A 14,157-nucleotide genomic window follows, 5' to 3' on the forward strand; every position below is an offset into this window, starting at 1 on the left:
TTTGTAACGCTCGCACGCGGCACAGCCTACTAACCTGAACGGCATTCAGCCTGCAGCTCCGGGAGGTACTTCCCCTGCTGCTCTGCGGCCCCTTACACCAACCGGGGTTTCTCTGGGCAGAACACTTCAAGGTACTTGTTCCCTTCATCGCCATTAACAAGGACTACTTTATCACAATGCTTCGGGCTTGTCAACCCCTTATCTGCAGCGGCTTATTTTGGCTTATTTTGCGCCAAGACCCAGCATTTCGCGGGCATTGGCACGCGAAAGCTCGGTAACGTGGTCGCCGGAGATCAGCCGGGCCAGTGCTTCCACCCTGCCCTCCTCATCCACCGGATGGATCTCGGTATAGGTGCGGTCATTGGCTACATTTTTCTGAATCAGCAGATGGCAGTCCGCCAGTGCAGCAATCTGGGCTGTATGGGTGATGCACAAGATCTGGTGGCCCTGTGCGCTCTGGCGCAGTACCTCACCAATACGCCCGGCGGCTTTGCCAGAAACACCGCTGTCGATCTCATCATAGATCACGGTAGGCACGGCATCCTTATCGGCCATTGCATTTTTGATGGCCAGCGTGATGCGGCTCAGCTCGCCGCCGGAAGCAATTTTTGCAAGGGGTTTGGGCGCCTCACCGGGGTTTGTGGAAATGTAGAACTCGATGCTGTCCTGCCCATGGCTTGCCAGCGGGCCGCGGGTATGGCGCAGTGTCATGCGCACGCCCGGCATGTTCAGAAAATCCAGCGTGCCGGAAATACGCTTGTTCAGCTCTTCAAAAGCGCGCAGGCGCGTCTGGGTCAGTGCTTCTGCCTTTTCACGGGCCAGCGCATAAAGGCGGAGCTTTTCTGCCTGCAGGTGGTCATGCCGCTCCTGCGAGGACTGGATGCGCTCCAGTTCTTCCCTTGCATTCTGTCCAAAAGCGATCACGTCTTCTACCGTATCACCATATTTGCGCTTGAGCTTGTAGATCAGATCCAGACGCTGCTCAATCTCGTCCAGCTCCGCATCGTTGGTATCATAGGAATCCAGCCGACCGATCAAATCTGCGGCAACATCCTTTGCATTGTAATACAGATCCAGCAGCTGACTGGATGCACCGGCAAGTGCATCATCCAGCTGCGCGGCAGCATCCACTGCATTGGATGCCTCACCCAGCAGATCGACTGCGCCGGAGGCCTCGTCATCGCCCGAAAGCAATGCATAGCTCTGTGCGATCTTATCCCGGATGGCAGATGCATTGGCAAGGATCTTGCGGCGGCTTTCCAGCGTCTGTTCCTCTCCGGCGGTCAGTCCGGCATCCTCGATCTCCTGCACCTGATAGCTCAACAGATCAATCCTGCGCTGCTTTTCGGCTTCGTCGGTGATCATGGCATCCAGCTCCCGCTTGATGCGCACAAGCTCCCGGTACAGGACATAATAGTCCTGAAACTCCACGCTGTTCTGCGCATAATCATCCAGAATGCCCAGATGTCTTGCCGGGTTCAGAAGGCCCACAGAGTCGTGCTGACCGTTGATATTGATAAGTCCTCCGCACAGCTCCCGCAGAACCGCAGCCGTTGCAGGCATTCCGTTGATGCGGCAGGTGCTTTTGCCCTCGGCTGTGATCTCGCGGCTGAGCATCAGTGCATCCGAGCGCTCGTAGCCCGCCTTCTCAAGGCTGTCCAGTACCGTACCGGGCACCTCCTCAAAGGCTGCACGGATCACCGCCTTGGAGGCCCCTGTGCGCACAAGATCCTTTGAAGTGCGGTTTCCCAGGATCGCATTGATGGAATCGATCAGGATCGACTTGCCGGCACCAGTCTCACCGGTAAGAACATTCAGGCCCGGCTTGAAATGTACTTCAGCCTTCTGGATCACAGCAACATTTTCAATTTGCAGGCTGCTCAGCATATCTTTTCTCCCGCGTTATTTTTATCCAATGTGTCTCGTCAGTTCCGAGCAGATCGTTTTTGCATCACGCTCCGACCGTGCAACGATCAGGAACGTGTCGTCGCCCGAAAGCGTGCCGACCACATTTTTCCACTGCAATGCGTCAAAAACCTCGCATGCGGCGTTGGCCATGCCAGAATAGCACTTTACCAGCACAACATGTCCGGCGTAATCTACCCCCAGCACGGATTCATGAAAGATCGTTTCAAACCTTCCCTGCGTTTTGGGGTTGAAGCTTTCGTTCCGGCTGGAGACATAGCGATACCCCTCTGCCGTGGCAGCTTTTACCAAACACAGCTCCCGGATATCGCGGGAAACGGTGGCTTGTGTTACCTCGAATCCCTCTTTGGAAAGGTGATCCAGCAGAACTTCCTGCCGGCTGATCGGGTGTTCCTGCACAAGCCGGAGAATCACCTGCTGACGTTCTCCCTTGCTTTTTACATCTTCCTTACGGCTGCGCGCCATCGTAAACTCGCCTCCCCTTTATCGTCTGCTGCGAAGCTTCTGGTCAATGGCCTGGAACTGATCTGCTTTTCCGAAGGTGATCAGCTTTACCACCTGATCGGAGAGCCTTACTTCAGCCGTTGCGCCGGCCTTGAGCGGACAGCCAGCTCTGCCATCGCAGCTGATAAACACTTCATCATCGGCAACCTGTCCCACACAGATATTCAGCTTGCGCTCCTGCGCAAACACCATGGCCGGGCTGGCCAGACTGTGCGGGCAGATAGGCGTTACAACAACGCCCTTCGTCTGGGAATCCAGGATCGGCCCGCCCGCCGCCAGCGAATACGCTGTGGAGCCGGTGGGCGTTGCAACGATCACACCGTCCCCACGGTAGTGCTCTACTAAAATATCATCGCAGTAAATGCTGAAATCAATCGCCTGCTGCAGGCGGCCCTTTGTGACCACCACGTCATTCAGGGCGTGGCCCTCCCAGCCATCGTGGCCAAGAACGCGGACATACAGAAGCATCCGGTTGTCTACGCTGAACTCTCCCCGTGCAACAGCGGAGAGCTTGGCTTCCATCTCGCTGACTTCGCAGGTAGCCAGAAAACCACAGCGTCCCAGATTGATGCCCAAGATCGGCTTTGCGTACCGAAGCGAAAGATTTGCCTCATGCAGAATGGTGCCGTCGCCGCCAATGGTCAGGATCACATCTGCCTGCTCAAGGCATTCCTCCAGCGGCAGATAAACCACTCCGGCCGTGCTGCAGCTTGTGCGTGGCTGTTCACACATCAGAACAGCTGCACCATGGTTCATTAGAATCTGCGCCGCGCGCAGTGCAATCTCGTTGGCAGAGGTCTTGCCGGGATTCGGCGAAATATAGATCGTCATGCGGGAAGCTCCTTTTTCTGGTCTGATGGCAGAGCCGCTCAGCGGTCCAGCGTGCTGTGGCTTGCCGCCACCACCTGCTCTGCAACGCTGTCGTCCAGCACGGAAGGTTCACCGCTCTTCTGCACGAACATCAGGTATTCAATGTTGCCCTCAGGTCCCTTTACCGGGCTGAAATCCAATCCGCGTACAGCAAAACCGTTTGCAGCAGCATAGCCCATAGCATTGTGCAGCACTTCACGGTGGGTAGCAGGGTCGCGCACCACACCGTTCTTGCCAACCTTTTCGCGTCCAGCTTCAAACTGCGGCTTGACCAGACAAACGCCCATGGCATCCGGCGTTGTGATTGCCTGTGCCACCGGGAAAATATGGTGCAGCGAGATAAACGAGACATCCACACTGAAAAACTCGATCTGCTCGGCAAGATCCTCCGGTTTGACATTGCGGATGTTCGTGCGCTCCATGTTCACTACGCGCTCGTCTGTGCGCAGGCTCCATGCAAGCTGTCCATAGCCGACATCCACCGCATAAACCTTGACGGCACCGTTCTGCAGCATACAATCCGTAAAGCCGCCGGTAGATGCTCCAATGTCCATGCAGACCTTGCCATTGGGTGTAAGCGGGAAACACTTCATAGCTTTTTCCAGCTTCAGGCCGCCGCGGCTGACATAGCCAATGTCGTGCCCGCGCACTTCCACCTTGGCATCTTCCTTGATCATCTCTCCGGCCTTATCCACCTTTTGCTCATTGACAAAAACGATGCCGGACATGATCAGCGCCTTTGCGCGCTCACGGCTCTGTGTCAGACCATGCTGAACAAGATATTGGTCCAATCGAATCTTCACAGTAAATTTTCTCCTTTCGTCACGGCCATCTGCACGGCCTGTACAAGATGCGCTGCATCCAGACCGGTTGCCTGTTTGATCTGTGCCACACTGGCATGCGGAAGACACGCGTTCCGCACCGCACAATGGATAAAGCGCCCATTCCATCCGTTTTGCTGCAAAGCATATTCCAGATGTTCACCAATGCTTCCGTTTGCAATGCATTCTTCCGCAAACAGGATTATTTTATATTTCGACAGATCAGCGACCATTTTGCATGTAAAGGGATACAGCTTTACAGCTTTCATCACATCACACGCAATACTTTTCTGCTGTAATTCGCGTTCTGCCTGCAAAAGGTCGGCCAGTTCGTCGGCGTAACTCACCAGAACGATTGTTGCATCATCCGCCTTGCGCAGGAAATCATAATCTTCGCCGGTGCAGCCAAATTCCGCCAGAGCTGCATCCTGCCCACCGCGGGGATAACGAATTGCCCGTGGGCCATGGAAGCGGTCACTCAACAGCTGCTGCAGCCAGTAATTCAGTTCCTGATAATTGGAAGGCGCATACAGCGGCATTCCAAGCTGGCTCAGGAAAGCGGGATCGTAAATGCCCTGATGCGTTTCGCCATCCGCTGGGACAAAACCGGCGCGATCGATGGCAAAAACTACATTTTCCCGCAGCAGATTTACGTCGTGGATGATCTGGTCATAGGAACGCTGCAGGAAGGTGGAATAAATGCATACCACCGGCAGCATGCCCTGACTTGCAAGCCCGGCAGCAAAGGTCACAGCGTGCTGCTCTGCCATACCGACATCAAAAAAACGCTCCGGGTGGCTGTGTGCAAAAAACTGCAGGCCGGTGCCATACTTCATTGCAGCAGTGATGGCGCAGATATTCGGGTTCCGGTCGCCTTCCGTCACAAGAGCATTGCCAAATACCGTCGAGAACGATTCCTTTGGTGCCACCTCCGGGTCAGGCATTCCATCCGGATCAAATGCCGACACGCCGTGATAGTTGCCGGGGTTTACCTCGGCCGGCTGATAGCCCTTGCCCTTTTTTGTGATCACGTGCAGAAAATGTGGCCCTTGCCGGTTGCGGATGGTGCGCAGTGTGCGTTCTAGCTCTTCCACGTTGTGGCCATCCACCGGCCCGATGTACTGGAAGCCCATATCCTCGAACATGGTAGAGTGGTACATTGCCCGACGCAAAAGCGTCTTGCACTCGGTGATATTTTTTTTCAGTGGAGCGCCCACCAGCGGTACTCCATCCAAAAAGCTGCGCACATTATCCTTGGCATCAAAATAGGCCGTGGTCGTGCGCAAATGAGTCAGATAGCGGGCAAGTGCACCGACATTTTTAGAAATGGACATCTTGTTGTCGTTCAGGATCACAAGAAGGTTGTCCAGCTGTTCAATGTTGTTCATGCCCTCGTAGACCATGCCGCCGGTAAAGGCACCATCGCCGATCACCGCGACCACAAGCCCTGCTTCATGATGCAGCTTTTTGGCCCACGCCATGCCGATCGCAAGCGAAAGCGCCGTGTTTCCGTGCCCGGCAATGAATGCATCGTGTTCACTCTCGTTTGGGTTCGGGAAACCGGAGATTCCGTCGAGCTGACGCAGCTTATCAAACTGTCCGCGCCGACCCGTAAGGATCTTGTGTGTGTAGCACTGGTGACCGACATCAAACACGATTTTGTCCTGTGGTGTATCCAGAACACGGTGCAGCGCAACGGTAAGCTCTACCACGCCAAGGTTTGAGGCAAGATGGCCGCCCGTCTTGGAAATATTCTCCAGCAGAAACTGGCGGATCTCCGCGCACAGCTGTTTCACCTGCTGTTCATTCAGTTGCTTTAAATCTCTGGGCTGATTGATGCTGTCCAGCAGCAATGCTCCCATAAATCACACGTCCTTCAAATGAAGATTTTCTGTTGCTGCAGTGCGTTCCTGCGTGAAAAAAGAATGCCTCAAGCCAGCGGATACAGGAAGCCGACGGCTGCGCCAACCAGTACGCCTGCCACGACCTGCAGCGGCGTATGGCCGACCATCTCCTTCAGATGCATGTTCTGCAGGAAAGGAGCATTCTTCTCGCTCACTTCGATCCACTGATCGATCATCTGGTTCAGGACCTTGGCCTGCTCGCCAGTCTCATGCCGCACGCCCATGGCATCGTGCATGGTAATGATTGCCACCACGCTTGCCACTGCAAAAATGGCAGAGTCAACACCCACACAGCGTCCGGTTGCAATGACCATGGCACAGACCGTTGCGCTGTGGGCACTGGGCATACCGCCATCACCCCACATGCGTTCCAACTGGAACTTGCCCAGCAGGATAAAATTGATGATGGTTTTAAGCACCTGCGCCACAAGCCAGCCGAGCAGTGAAACCGTAAGGATCTGATTGAAAGACAGGATGTTTTGAATAAGCTGCATAATCTTTTTCCTTTATTCTGTATGGATTATTTTTAGTTTTTACGCACAAGAAGCTGCTGCGCAAGCTGTTCCAGAAACGCAGCTTTTTCGCCAAAATTCCGGTGCAGTTCCGTGCAGGTCTCCTGATTCAGGTCATGTGCAAGCTTCATGGCACCTTCCGCACCATAAAGGGTCACAAAGGTAGTCTTTCCATTTTCGCTGTCGCTGCCAATGGGCTTGCCCAGCTGTTCCGGTGTGCTGGTAACATCCAGTACATCGTCCACGATCTGAAAAACAAGACCCAGACCATAAGCATACTGTTCCAGCGCTCTGCACTGTGCTTCATCCGCTTTGGCCGCAGCCGCACCCATCTGAATGGCTGCATTGATCAGCGCACCCGTTTTATTGCGGTGGATCAGCCGAAGCTGGTCTTCTGTTGCGGCCAACGCTTCGTATTTCAGATCCAGTTCCTGCCCATAGACCATGCCGCGGCTGCCAGCGCCTGCACCCAGTGCCCGCGCTGCCTGTACACAGACAGACGCATCTGCCGGGGCATTGGCGACTGTCTCAAATGCTTCTGTCAGCAGCACATCACCGGCCAGCATGGCAGTTGCTTCGCTAAACGCCTTGTGGCAGGAAGGACGGCCGCGGCGCAGATCATCATTGTCCATGCAGGGCAGGTCATCGTGAATGAGCGAATAGCAGTGCAGCATTTCTACAGCAGCTGCAAACTGCTGTGCCGCCTGCATACTGCCGCCCAGCATATCGCAGACGCTGAGAACAAGAACTGCACGGATCCGTTTGCCGCCGCCCATCAGGCTGTAGCGTGCCGCACGGCACACCTCGGATTCTTCCGGTAGAAAACGGCCGCAGGCCGTTTCCAGCGCGGCCATTGCCTGCGCCAGATAATTCTGATACTGCTCCTGATAGTCCATTAGCTTTCCTCCTGCACTGTGCCCGCAAGCTTTGCGTCGATTTCGTCGATCTGCAGCGATGTTTTTTCCAGTGCAGCATGGCAGTACTCCATCAGAGAAGCGGCCTCTGCATACAGTTTGACCGAATCTGCAAGGGTCGTATCCTCGCTCTGCATCTGTGCAAGGAGCGTATTCAGCCGTTCCATGCCTTCCTCAAAACTTTTGGGTGTTCTCATTGATTTCCTCCACCGCTTCCACCCTGCACTTTGCACGGCGGGAAGCGCTGCGAACATAGATTGTTTTTTCCGGCTGCAGATCATCTGCATTTAAAATAGTGCCGTTGGCTGCTGTGACCATCGTGTAGCCGCGCGCCAGCACCTTGTATGGATCCAGCGATCCAGTAAGTGCTGCCGCATGACCCAGCTGCAATTCTGCAGAATGCAGGCGTTTCTGCATCTGCTGACGGATGGCATCCTGCACCTGCTGCAGCTGACCCTGACTTTTTTGCCAGTTTCGGCGTGCAAGGCCCTGCTCCAACACAAAGTTGTATTGTTCCAGACCATTATAGCATAAATCAAAACGTTTTTGCATATTTTTGCGAATATTTTGCTGCAAATCCAGCAATATCCGCTCCTGCTCTGCCCGATCCGGTACGGCCAGCTCTGCTGCAGCCGAAGGTGTGGGGGCACGGCAGTCTGCCACAAAATCCAGAATGGTATAGTCGATCTCGTGGCCGATTGCGCTGATCAGTGGTTTTTTGCAGCGGTATGCAGCCCGGGCGATCATCTCTGCGTTAAAGACCCACAGGTCTTCCCGGCTGCCGCCTCCGCGTGCAACGATGATCTCGTCCACCTCTTTGCGCTGATCCAGCTTTTTGATGGCATCGGCCACCTGCTGCGCGGCTTCAAACCCCTGCACTGTCACCGGACACAGCAGCAGCCGTACCGATGGCCAGCGCCGTGTGAGCACATTGCGGATATCCTGCAATGCGGCTCCCGTCTTGCTGGTGACAACACCGATGCATTTAGGAAATTCCGGCAGCGGCTTTTTGTGCTCCGGTGCAAACAGGCCCTCCTGCTCCAGTTTCGCCTTGAGCTGTTCCAACGCCAGCTGTGCGGCACCAATGCCATCCGGGAACATATCGTTCACGTACAGCTGAAATGTGCCGTCGCGCTCATAAAGGGTAGCGCGGCAGCGTACCACAACACGCATTCCCTCTTCCGGGCGGAAAGCAAGGCGGCGTGCATCAGTGCGGAACATTACCGCTTTGACGCTGCAGACATCATCCCGCAGAGAAAAATAGCAGTGCCCGCTGCGCGCATTCTGTACAAAATTTGCGATCTCGCCGCGCAGGGCAAGGTCAAACAAAGTATCGTTGGCATCCAGCAGCGTTTTTACATAACGGTTGAGTGCTGAAACGGTAATCACTTCAGCCATAATCCGGCCTCCCGCGCTGCCAGGATCGAAACACCGATGGCATTATCGCTGGAATACTGTCCCGGCACAAAGTAGACCTGCGGCAGACGTTTCTGCACCCATGCACGGATGATATCGCTGCTCATCACTCCGCCAGCACATACCACCGGCAGGCCGGGGTATTCCTTCTGTGCAGCTTTGGTCATTTTTACCACTGTATCCGCCACACAGAGCAGGCAGTACTTGCACACATATTCCGGCGTTTTGCCTGCGGCAAGCAGGGCATTGCACTGGTTTTCCAGCCCGGAAAGGCTGCATTGCATCCCCTTCACGCTGGATTTTGGCTTGATCTCCTCAGTGCACTGTGCAGCCAGACGGGAAACCTCGGCACCCGCCGGGAAGCCAAAGCCAAGCCTGACCCCCACACGGTCCACAGCCTGTCCGGCATAAAGGTCTGTGCTGGTGCCAAGCGTTGTGATCCGGCGCACCTGATCGCAGAGCAGCAGGTCCGTGGTGCCGCCGGAAATATGGAACAGCAGAACTTTTTCAGCAAACAGCTGTTCCCCCTTAGCTGCAAACAGCGCTGCGGCAGCGTGACCCTGCTGATGGGTCGTCAGCACAAGTGGGATCCTTTTTGCATGTGCAAAGGCCGTTGCAGCATTGACACCTGCAAGAAAGCAAGGCATATAGCTGCCTTCTACCGGGCGGGGCTTTTGCGATACGCCCACAGCATCGATCTGCGTCAGATCAAATTCCTGCGCCAGTTCCTGCATCATCTCCGGCAGCGCGACCGTATGATGAAACAGTGCATCGCTTTGCCGCAGGCCCAGCTGGCCCGCTTTTACCGGCAAAAAGCGCTTCTTTGCGCAAACAACCTCTCCAGCTGTATCAAACACTGCCAGAGAGGTTGCATAGTTGCTTGTATCAATGCCAAGCGTATAACGGCTCACTGTTCGGCCTGCTCCGCATCCAGACCGTGATCCCGGGCCACTGCGCCAAGCAGACCGTTCACGAACTGGTAATCTTCGTCCGCACCATACTTTTTCGTCAGTTCCACCGCCTCGTTGATGGCAACACCGGGCTTATTCTCGCCGCCAAACAGCATCTCGGCAACTGCCAGACGCAGGATGGTCAGGCTGACACGAGGCAGGCGCTCCATGGTCCAGTTGCGCAGATGTGCACGGATCTCATCATCCACCTCGGCAGAATGATCGTAGTATGCGTTCAGCAGATGCTTGCTGAAACCATCCACAGGGTGCTCTTCATCGTTTTCTTCATGGCTGGTAATGGCCTCTGCCAGCGGGATATCACCAAAGGTCTGCGAAAATGCCAGCAAAAATGCATTCTCGCGTGCTTCTCTACGGGGCAAAATATTTTCCATAATGTTCCTCTCGCAGCACGAAGCCTCTCCGGCCAGAGCACAGAGAGGATCGGCTTCCAATTCTGAATTTTATTTTACTTCTCTGCTGCAGTGGTTTCTGCAAGGCCGGCAATCACCAGATTGACGCGGCTCACAGTGACATTGGTCATGTTCTGCACAGCGTTCTTCACGTTTTCCTGCACCTTTTCGGCCACAGCAGGAATGCGTGCGCCAAAGCTCATCATCAGGTTCAGAGTGATGTTTGCGGTACCATCCCGCATTTCCACCACGACCGGAGACTGGATGCTGGATGCTTCCAGCAGATCCTTGAGCTTTTTATTTTGTCTGCCGCAGGAAACCTCGGCAACGCCGTCAATTTCCAATGCTGCGCAGCGTGCGATCTTGCCAATGACTTCGGTGGAGATCTGAAGGCTACCGCCCCGAAGATCTGTATTCTGAAAATCCATTGTGTTGTCCTCCATTCAAAAGCGGGCACAGCCTGCTTTTTCTTGTTTGAAATGGTCCTGCCTGAAACGATCAATGCCATACGCAGGACAACATCATTCTTTATTGATAGAGTTATTATACCATCAAAGCGGGTGCGATTTCAATACTTGTTTCGGAAAACTCTGCCGCACCTTCTTATTTGACCTCCACCACCGTGATGTTCTGGGCAGTCACAGTGCTTTTGTTCAGCACCACATCCCGAATCTGTGCCACCTGTGCCGCTGTGAGCGGTTCACCGGAGGTCATCACGGTAAGGTCTGCCCGGCCGGACTGCAAAAAGCACAGGCAGTCTGCAAAACCTTTGGCTTTGATCAGCGTTTCGATCTCATTCTCCGCATTCAGATCTTCCAGATTTGCGGTCATCTGGGCGGTATATTCCTTCTTTTCCTCTGCGGAAAGCGACGAGGATTTCATCGTTTTCTTGATGGAATCCATCGCCTCATCGTGGGCCTTCTGTCGCTTAAGCCGAGCCTGCTCAAAAAACTTTGCACCACTGTCACTGGCAACGCTTACAAGCTGCGCTTCACCATAGTTTTTGTTGGCGCTGGACACCGCTTCGGCCTCTGTGGGCAGCTCATCCAGAACCGTCTGCGTCTGTACCGGGACATCCTCAGCCTCTGCCGCGACCATTGCAGCATTGTCCGGCAGTTCCGTGGGCACATCGCTGCGGGCGTACTGCCAGTTCAAGTATACGGCAATCACCAGTGCGGCAGCCAATGTAACAGCTGTGGCCCTGCGGGTATTTCTGGAAAGTGCTCTCATAAATCGTTCCTCCTTATAAAAGCTGCAGGGTCTCAGCCCTTGCGCTGTTCCACACAAATGCGGTTGGATGGCAGATCCAGCAGTGCGCTTACCAGTTCGGTGATCCGGGCAGCAACGCGGATGTCTCCGCCGCCCTCGCACAGCACGGCCACACCGCACACCTGCGGCAGACATACCGTTTCGGTCAGGGCTGAACCATCTTCCAGCAGAACATGGGTCTGCTGGGACTGCATTTCTCCGGACTGTGTATCCAGCGCATAAATGGCTTCTTCCCCAGTCTCCAGCGTGACCATCACGGTCGTTTTGCCCGCACCGCTCATCTGTGAAATCAGATGTTCCAGCCGGTTCTCCAGCTGTGCCTGATATTCCGTGCTGCTCTGGACAGGCTTTGTGTTTTTTGTGCTGCCCGCTGCCGTGTTCTGCGGAAAAAGTTCCGACAGCAGGATCAGCAGCATTGCCAGAACGCCTACTGCCGCAGCAAGCCTTGCTCTGCCCTGTTTCCCTTTGCATTTCCGGGCAAAATCTTTCACGGAATCTCCGAACGAAATGCCCCCTGCTTCTTTCATTCGGTGTCCTCCTGTACTTCCAGTATCGGTGCCATGCCAAGCTCCTGCTGCAGATATGCCGCGATCCGGCTCTGCTCTGCGGATGTGCACGCCGCCGGGAGGATCACAAGCACCTTTTCTGTCCGAACGGTCTGTTCTGTCCGGGTCAGTGTGATCTCCAGCTTCACCTTTGTACCAAAGCGCCGCTCACACTCTGCGCAAAGATCCGCTTCCAGCCGTTCCTGCGTTCCCTGCAAGAGCGATGTCTCCGTACTCTGGATGCTGACCGCTGCCGGAGCAGCCGCCGCTGCACTTTTCAGTTCCAGCTTCATCTGCGGGGCCAGCCGGAACAGGATCACTAGAATATATAGCCCGGCAACGGCTTTTATGCATCTGCCCGCCCAGCCTGCGCCCGCCAGCAACGTCGTAATCTCCGCACAGATACAGGCAATGCAGAACGCCGATGCCGCCGTCTGAAATGCGTGCATTTCCTATCCGCCTCCCGTCATCATCAGAAGCCCCACGCCTACCGTCAGCAGTTCAAAAAACAGTGCCGTTACTGCTGCCATGCATTTTACCGCTTCGGCCATGCAGTCAAACAGCGCCTGACAGCGCCGGTTCTCCGCGAGGCCGCACAGAAGCCTGCATCCTGCAAGGAATAGCAAATGGAGCAGAAGCTGCAGATACAGTGGCAGAAATTCGGCCCCGATCACGGCAAGTGCCGCAAAACCCAGACTGCTTTTGAGCAGCTGCATTCCGGCAAGAAATACTTCTGCCGTATCGCTCAGAGCCTGCCCGATCACCGGCACGCCGCCGGTAAGCAGCTGGCCCAACCGCAGTGCAGAACGGTCCAGCTGAACTGTTACCGCTCTTTGCAGCCCTAACAGCACTGCAAAAATCCGCCCAGCCCAGACAAGCCCCCTGCGCAGCAACGCGCCCATGACACGGCACGTTTCCGAAAGCCCCTGCTGGGTGCTGATGCAGCACGCCATGCTTACCGCAAGGTAGCTCTGCAGCAGCGGACTGACCACAAGCACCGTACCCTGTGCCAGAAAGCACAGTCCGGTCAGCAGCAGACCGCTTGCCGCTGTGCTGGCATTCACCTCTCCACCGGCAGCGAGCACACCGCTGTACACCGGAAGAAAACCCAGAAGGTAGTTTTTCCACCCCTCCATCCGCTCACAGATCAGCTGTGCAAGGCTGATCAGATCTCCCCACAAAAGAGTGCCGCAGCCCACAGCCGCAGCCAGCTCCAACAAGGCGCTGTCGGCTGCTCCTCCCACCAGAAATGAAAGCACGATCAGCAACAGTAAAAACAGCAGAACATCCGCATAGCAGTGTGCCATCTGCCGGATCATCTCTGCCGGTGATCCCGGCAGGAGCGCGAGCAGAGATTTGAGCGGATCTTTGGCAAAGGACTCTGCACTTTGCGGAGCTTTTTCCAGATAAGGCTGCCAAAGCTCCTGTCCGGGCAGGCCCTGCAGCTGTGCCGCAGCGGCATCAGGTGCAAAAGCCAGAAAGCATACGGTGCACAATACAAACGCTGCCGCTTTTTGCAGGAATTTTTTTATCATGCGGCAAGCCCCCAGATCTTCTGGCAGATCTCTTCCAGCAGAGGAAATGCTGCCGCCAGAACCAAACATCGGCCCGCAAACCCGGCGCACCATGCCAAAGTGTCCGCACCAGCTTCTTCGCACAGGGTCCGCGCGTAATCGGTCAGCAGCAAAATTCCGGCACAGCGCAGCAGACAGGCAAATGCAGGCCCGTCCACCCGGCGGCTGAAAGCCAGTACATTCCGAAGCAGCTCCTGCACCGCCACTCCAAGCTGCAGCAGCACAAACAATGCTGTGCCAACGGACAGCAGAAACGCATAGGCCGGTGCATCCTTCCGCAGCAGAAGCTGCGCCGCTGCAAAGACGACCACTGCCCCCAGAATGGAAAAAGATGTACTCATAGTGCAAACAGCGACTTGATGGTAACGAACAGTGCGCTGATCTGCTTGACAAGGATGGAAAGCACTACCACAAGACCCGCAAGGGTCGTCATCATGGCCTGATCCTCCCGGCCGGAACGAATCAGCAGCTGGTTCAGGACGGCCACGATAATACCGATCGCTGCAATTTTGAACACAAGGTCGATCTCCAAGTTTTCGTCC

18 protein-coding genes and 1 other annotated feature (1 of these 19 running past the window's edge) are annotated in these 14,157 nt (G+C 55.3%); all 18 genes read right to left on the minus strand.

The window, feature by feature from the left end:
* Positions 1-157 (minus strand) — a binding site (T-box leader) (it extends 99 nt beyond the left edge of the window).
* 65 nt (positions 158-222) lie between these two features.
* Positions 223-1,887 carry a DNA repair protein RecN gene (recN, locus tag GKG34_RS04790; protein WP_154255698.1) on the minus strand — a complete coding sequence of 555 codons (1,665 nt, stop codon included), beginning with the start codon at positions 1,885-1,887 and terminating at the stop codon, positions 223-225.
* Positions 1,888-1,908: 21 nt separating this feature from the next.
* Positions 1,909-2,391 (minus strand): arginine repressor ArgR, encoded by a 483-nt coding sequence (locus GKG34_RS04795; RefSeq protein WP_005942062.1) that lies wholly within the window; start codon positions 2,389-2,391, stop codon positions 1,909-1,911.
* Between the two features lie 18 nt (positions 2,392-2,409).
* Positions 2,410-3,261, minus strand: coding sequence for an NAD(+)/NADH kinase (locus tag GKG34_RS04800; RefSeq protein ID WP_005942060.1), 852 nt, complete (start codon positions 3,259-3,261; stop codon positions 2,410-2,412).
* A 38-nt stretch (positions 3,262-3,299) separates the two neighbouring features.
* Entirely contained in the window at positions 3,300-4,103 is an 804-nt protein-coding gene (locus GKG34_RS04805) for a TlyA family RNA methyltransferase (RefSeq protein WP_005942058.1), read from the minus strand.
* Positions 4,100-5,983 (minus strand): 1-deoxy-D-xylulose-5-phosphate synthase, encoded by a 1,884-nt coding sequence (gene dxs / locus GKG34_RS04810; protein WP_154255699.1) that lies wholly within the window; start codon positions 5,981-5,983, stop codon positions 4,100-4,102. Before dxs ends, GKG34_RS04805 begins: the two co-directional genes overlap by 4 nt.
* A gap of 68 nt (positions 5,984-6,051) precedes the next feature.
* Positions 6,052-6,519: a divergent PAP2 family protein gene (locus GKG34_RS04815; RefSeq protein WP_005942054.1), complete on the minus strand. Its 468-nt coding sequence runs from the start codon at positions 6,517-6,519 to the stop codon at positions 6,052-6,054.
* A gap of 32 nt (positions 6,520-6,551) precedes the next feature.
* Positions 6,552-7,433 carry a polyprenyl synthetase family protein gene (locus GKG34_RS04820; RefSeq protein WP_097781771.1) on the minus strand — a complete coding sequence of 294 codons (882 nt, stop codon included), beginning with the start codon at positions 7,431-7,433 and terminating at the stop codon, positions 6,552-6,554.
* On the minus strand, positions 7,433-7,648 hold the full coding sequence (gene xseB, locus GKG34_RS04825; protein ID WP_223387585.1) for an exodeoxyribonuclease VII small subunit: 216 nt from the start codon (positions 7,646-7,648) through the stop codon (positions 7,433-7,435). Before xseB ends, GKG34_RS04820 begins: the two co-directional genes overlap by 1 nt.
* Complete coding sequence (gene xseA / locus GKG34_RS04830) at positions 7,626-8,849, minus strand: exodeoxyribonuclease VII large subunit (protein WP_044953689.1); 1,224 nt, start codon at positions 8,847-8,849, stop codon at positions 7,626-7,628. Before xseA ends, xseB begins: the two co-directional genes overlap by 23 nt.
* The gene (locus GKG34_RS04835; RefSeq protein ID WP_005942045.1) at positions 8,837-9,778 is read right to left on the minus strand and encodes a glycoprotease; all 942 of its coding nucleotides are present in this window, start codon (positions 9,776-9,778) and stop codon (positions 8,837-8,839) included. Before GKG34_RS04835 ends, xseA begins: the two co-directional genes overlap by 13 nt.
* Positions 9,775-10,209 (minus strand): transcription antitermination factor NusB, encoded by a 435-nt coding sequence (gene nusB, locus GKG34_RS04840; RefSeq protein ID WP_005942043.1) that lies wholly within the window; start codon positions 10,207-10,209, stop codon positions 9,775-9,777. Before nusB ends, GKG34_RS04835 begins: the two co-directional genes overlap by 4 nt.
* Positions 10,210-10,283: 74 nt before the next feature.
* A complete protein-coding gene (locus GKG34_RS04845; protein WP_242702820.1) occupies positions 10,284-10,655 on the minus strand; it encodes an Asp23/Gls24 family envelope stress response protein in 372 nt (123 codons plus the stop codon).
* A 175-nt stretch (positions 10,656-10,830) separates the two neighbouring features.
* Positions 10,831-11,457 (minus strand): SpoIIIAH-like family protein, encoded by a 627-nt coding sequence (locus GKG34_RS04850; RefSeq protein ID WP_154255700.1) that lies wholly within the window; start codon positions 11,455-11,457, stop codon positions 10,831-10,833.
* A gap of 32 nt (positions 11,458-11,489) precedes the next feature.
* Entirely contained in the window at positions 11,490-12,023 is a 534-nt protein-coding gene (locus GKG34_RS04855) for a hypothetical protein (RefSeq protein WP_005942035.1), read from the minus strand.
* A complete protein-coding gene (locus GKG34_RS04860; protein WP_005942033.1) occupies positions 12,020-12,490 on the minus strand; it encodes a hypothetical protein in 471 nt (156 codons plus the stop codon). The genes GKG34_RS04855 and GKG34_RS04860 overlap by 4 nt, the downstream gene beginning before the upstream one ends.
* A gap of 3 nt (positions 12,491-12,493) precedes the next feature.
* Entirely contained in the window at positions 12,494-13,576 is a 1,083-nt protein-coding gene (locus GKG34_RS04865; RefSeq protein ID WP_005942031.1) for a stage III sporulation protein AE, read from the minus strand.
* Complete coding sequence (locus GKG34_RS04870; RefSeq protein ID WP_005942029.1) at positions 13,573-13,956, minus strand: hypothetical protein; 384 nt, start codon at positions 13,954-13,956, stop codon at positions 13,573-13,575. The genes GKG34_RS04865 and GKG34_RS04870 overlap by 4 nt, the downstream gene beginning before the upstream one ends.
* Positions 13,953-14,147 carry a stage III sporulation protein AC gene (gene spoIIIAC / locus GKG34_RS04875; protein ID WP_005942027.1) on the minus strand — a complete coding sequence of 65 codons (195 nt, stop codon included), beginning with the start codon at positions 14,145-14,147 and terminating at the stop codon, positions 13,953-13,955. The genes GKG34_RS04870 and spoIIIAC overlap by 4 nt, the downstream gene beginning before the upstream one ends.
* Positions 14,148-14,157 lie beyond the last annotated feature (10 nt).

This window comes from Faecalibacterium sp. BIOML-A4, from assembly GCF_009679665.1.
GTDB lineage: Bacteria > Bacillota > Clostridia > Oscillospirales > Ruminococcaceae > Faecalibacterium > Faecalibacterium taiwanense.

Coding starts and splice junctions, on each gene's coding strand:
- recN (WP_154255698.1), bottom strand. CDS start 1,887: ATGCTGAGCAGCCTGCAAATTGAAAATGTTGCTGTGATCCAGAAGGCT.
- GKG34_RS04795 (WP_005942062.1), bottom strand. CDS start 2,391: ATGGCGCGCAGCCGTAAGGAAGATGTAAAAAGCAAGGGAGAACGTCAG.
- GKG34_RS04800 (WP_005942060.1), bottom strand. CDS start 3,261: ATGACGATCTATATTTCGCCGAATCCCGGCAAGACCTCTGCCAACGAG.
- dxs (WP_154255699.1), bottom strand. CDS start 5,983: ATGGGAGCATTGCTGCTGGACAGCATCAATCAGCCCAGAGATTTAAAG.
- GKG34_RS04815 (WP_005942054.1), bottom strand. CDS start 6,519: ATGCAGCTTATTCAAAACATCCTGTCTTTCAATCAGATCCTTACGGTT.
- GKG34_RS04820 (WP_097781771.1), bottom strand. CDS start 7,433: ATGGACTATCAGGAGCAGTATCAGAATTATCTGGCGCAGGCAATGGCC.
- xseB (WP_223387585.1), bottom strand. CDS start 7,648: ATGAGAACACCCAAAAGTTTTGAGGAAGGCATGGAACGGCTGAATACG.
- xseA (WP_044953689.1), bottom strand. CDS start 8,849: ATGGCTGAAGTGATTACCGTTTCAGCACTCAACCGTTATGTAAAAACG.
- nusB (WP_005942043.1), bottom strand. CDS start 10,209: ATGGAAAATATTTTGCCCCGTAGAGAAGCACGCGAGAATGCATTTTTG.
- GKG34_RS04845 (WP_242702820.1), bottom strand. CDS start 10,655: ATGGATTTTCAGAATACAGATCTTCGGGGCGGTAGCCTTCAGATCTCC.
- GKG34_RS04850 (WP_154255700.1), bottom strand. CDS start 11,457: ATGAGAGCACTTTCCAGAAATACCCGCAGGGCCACAGCTGTTACATTG.
- GKG34_RS04855 (WP_005942035.1), bottom strand. CDS start 12,023: ATGAAAGAAGCAGGGGGCATTTCGTTCGGAGATTCCGTGAAAGATTTT.
- GKG34_RS04860 (WP_005942033.1), bottom strand. CDS start 12,490: ATGCACGCATTTCAGACGGCGGCATCGGCGTTCTGCATTGCCTGTATC.
- GKG34_RS04865 (WP_005942031.1), bottom strand. CDS start 13,576: ATGATAAAAAAATTCCTGCAAAAAGCGGCAGCGTTTGTATTGTGCACC.
- GKG34_RS04870 (WP_005942029.1), bottom strand. CDS start 13,956: ATGAGTACATCTTTTTCCATTCTGGGGGCAGTGGTCGTCTTTGCAGCG.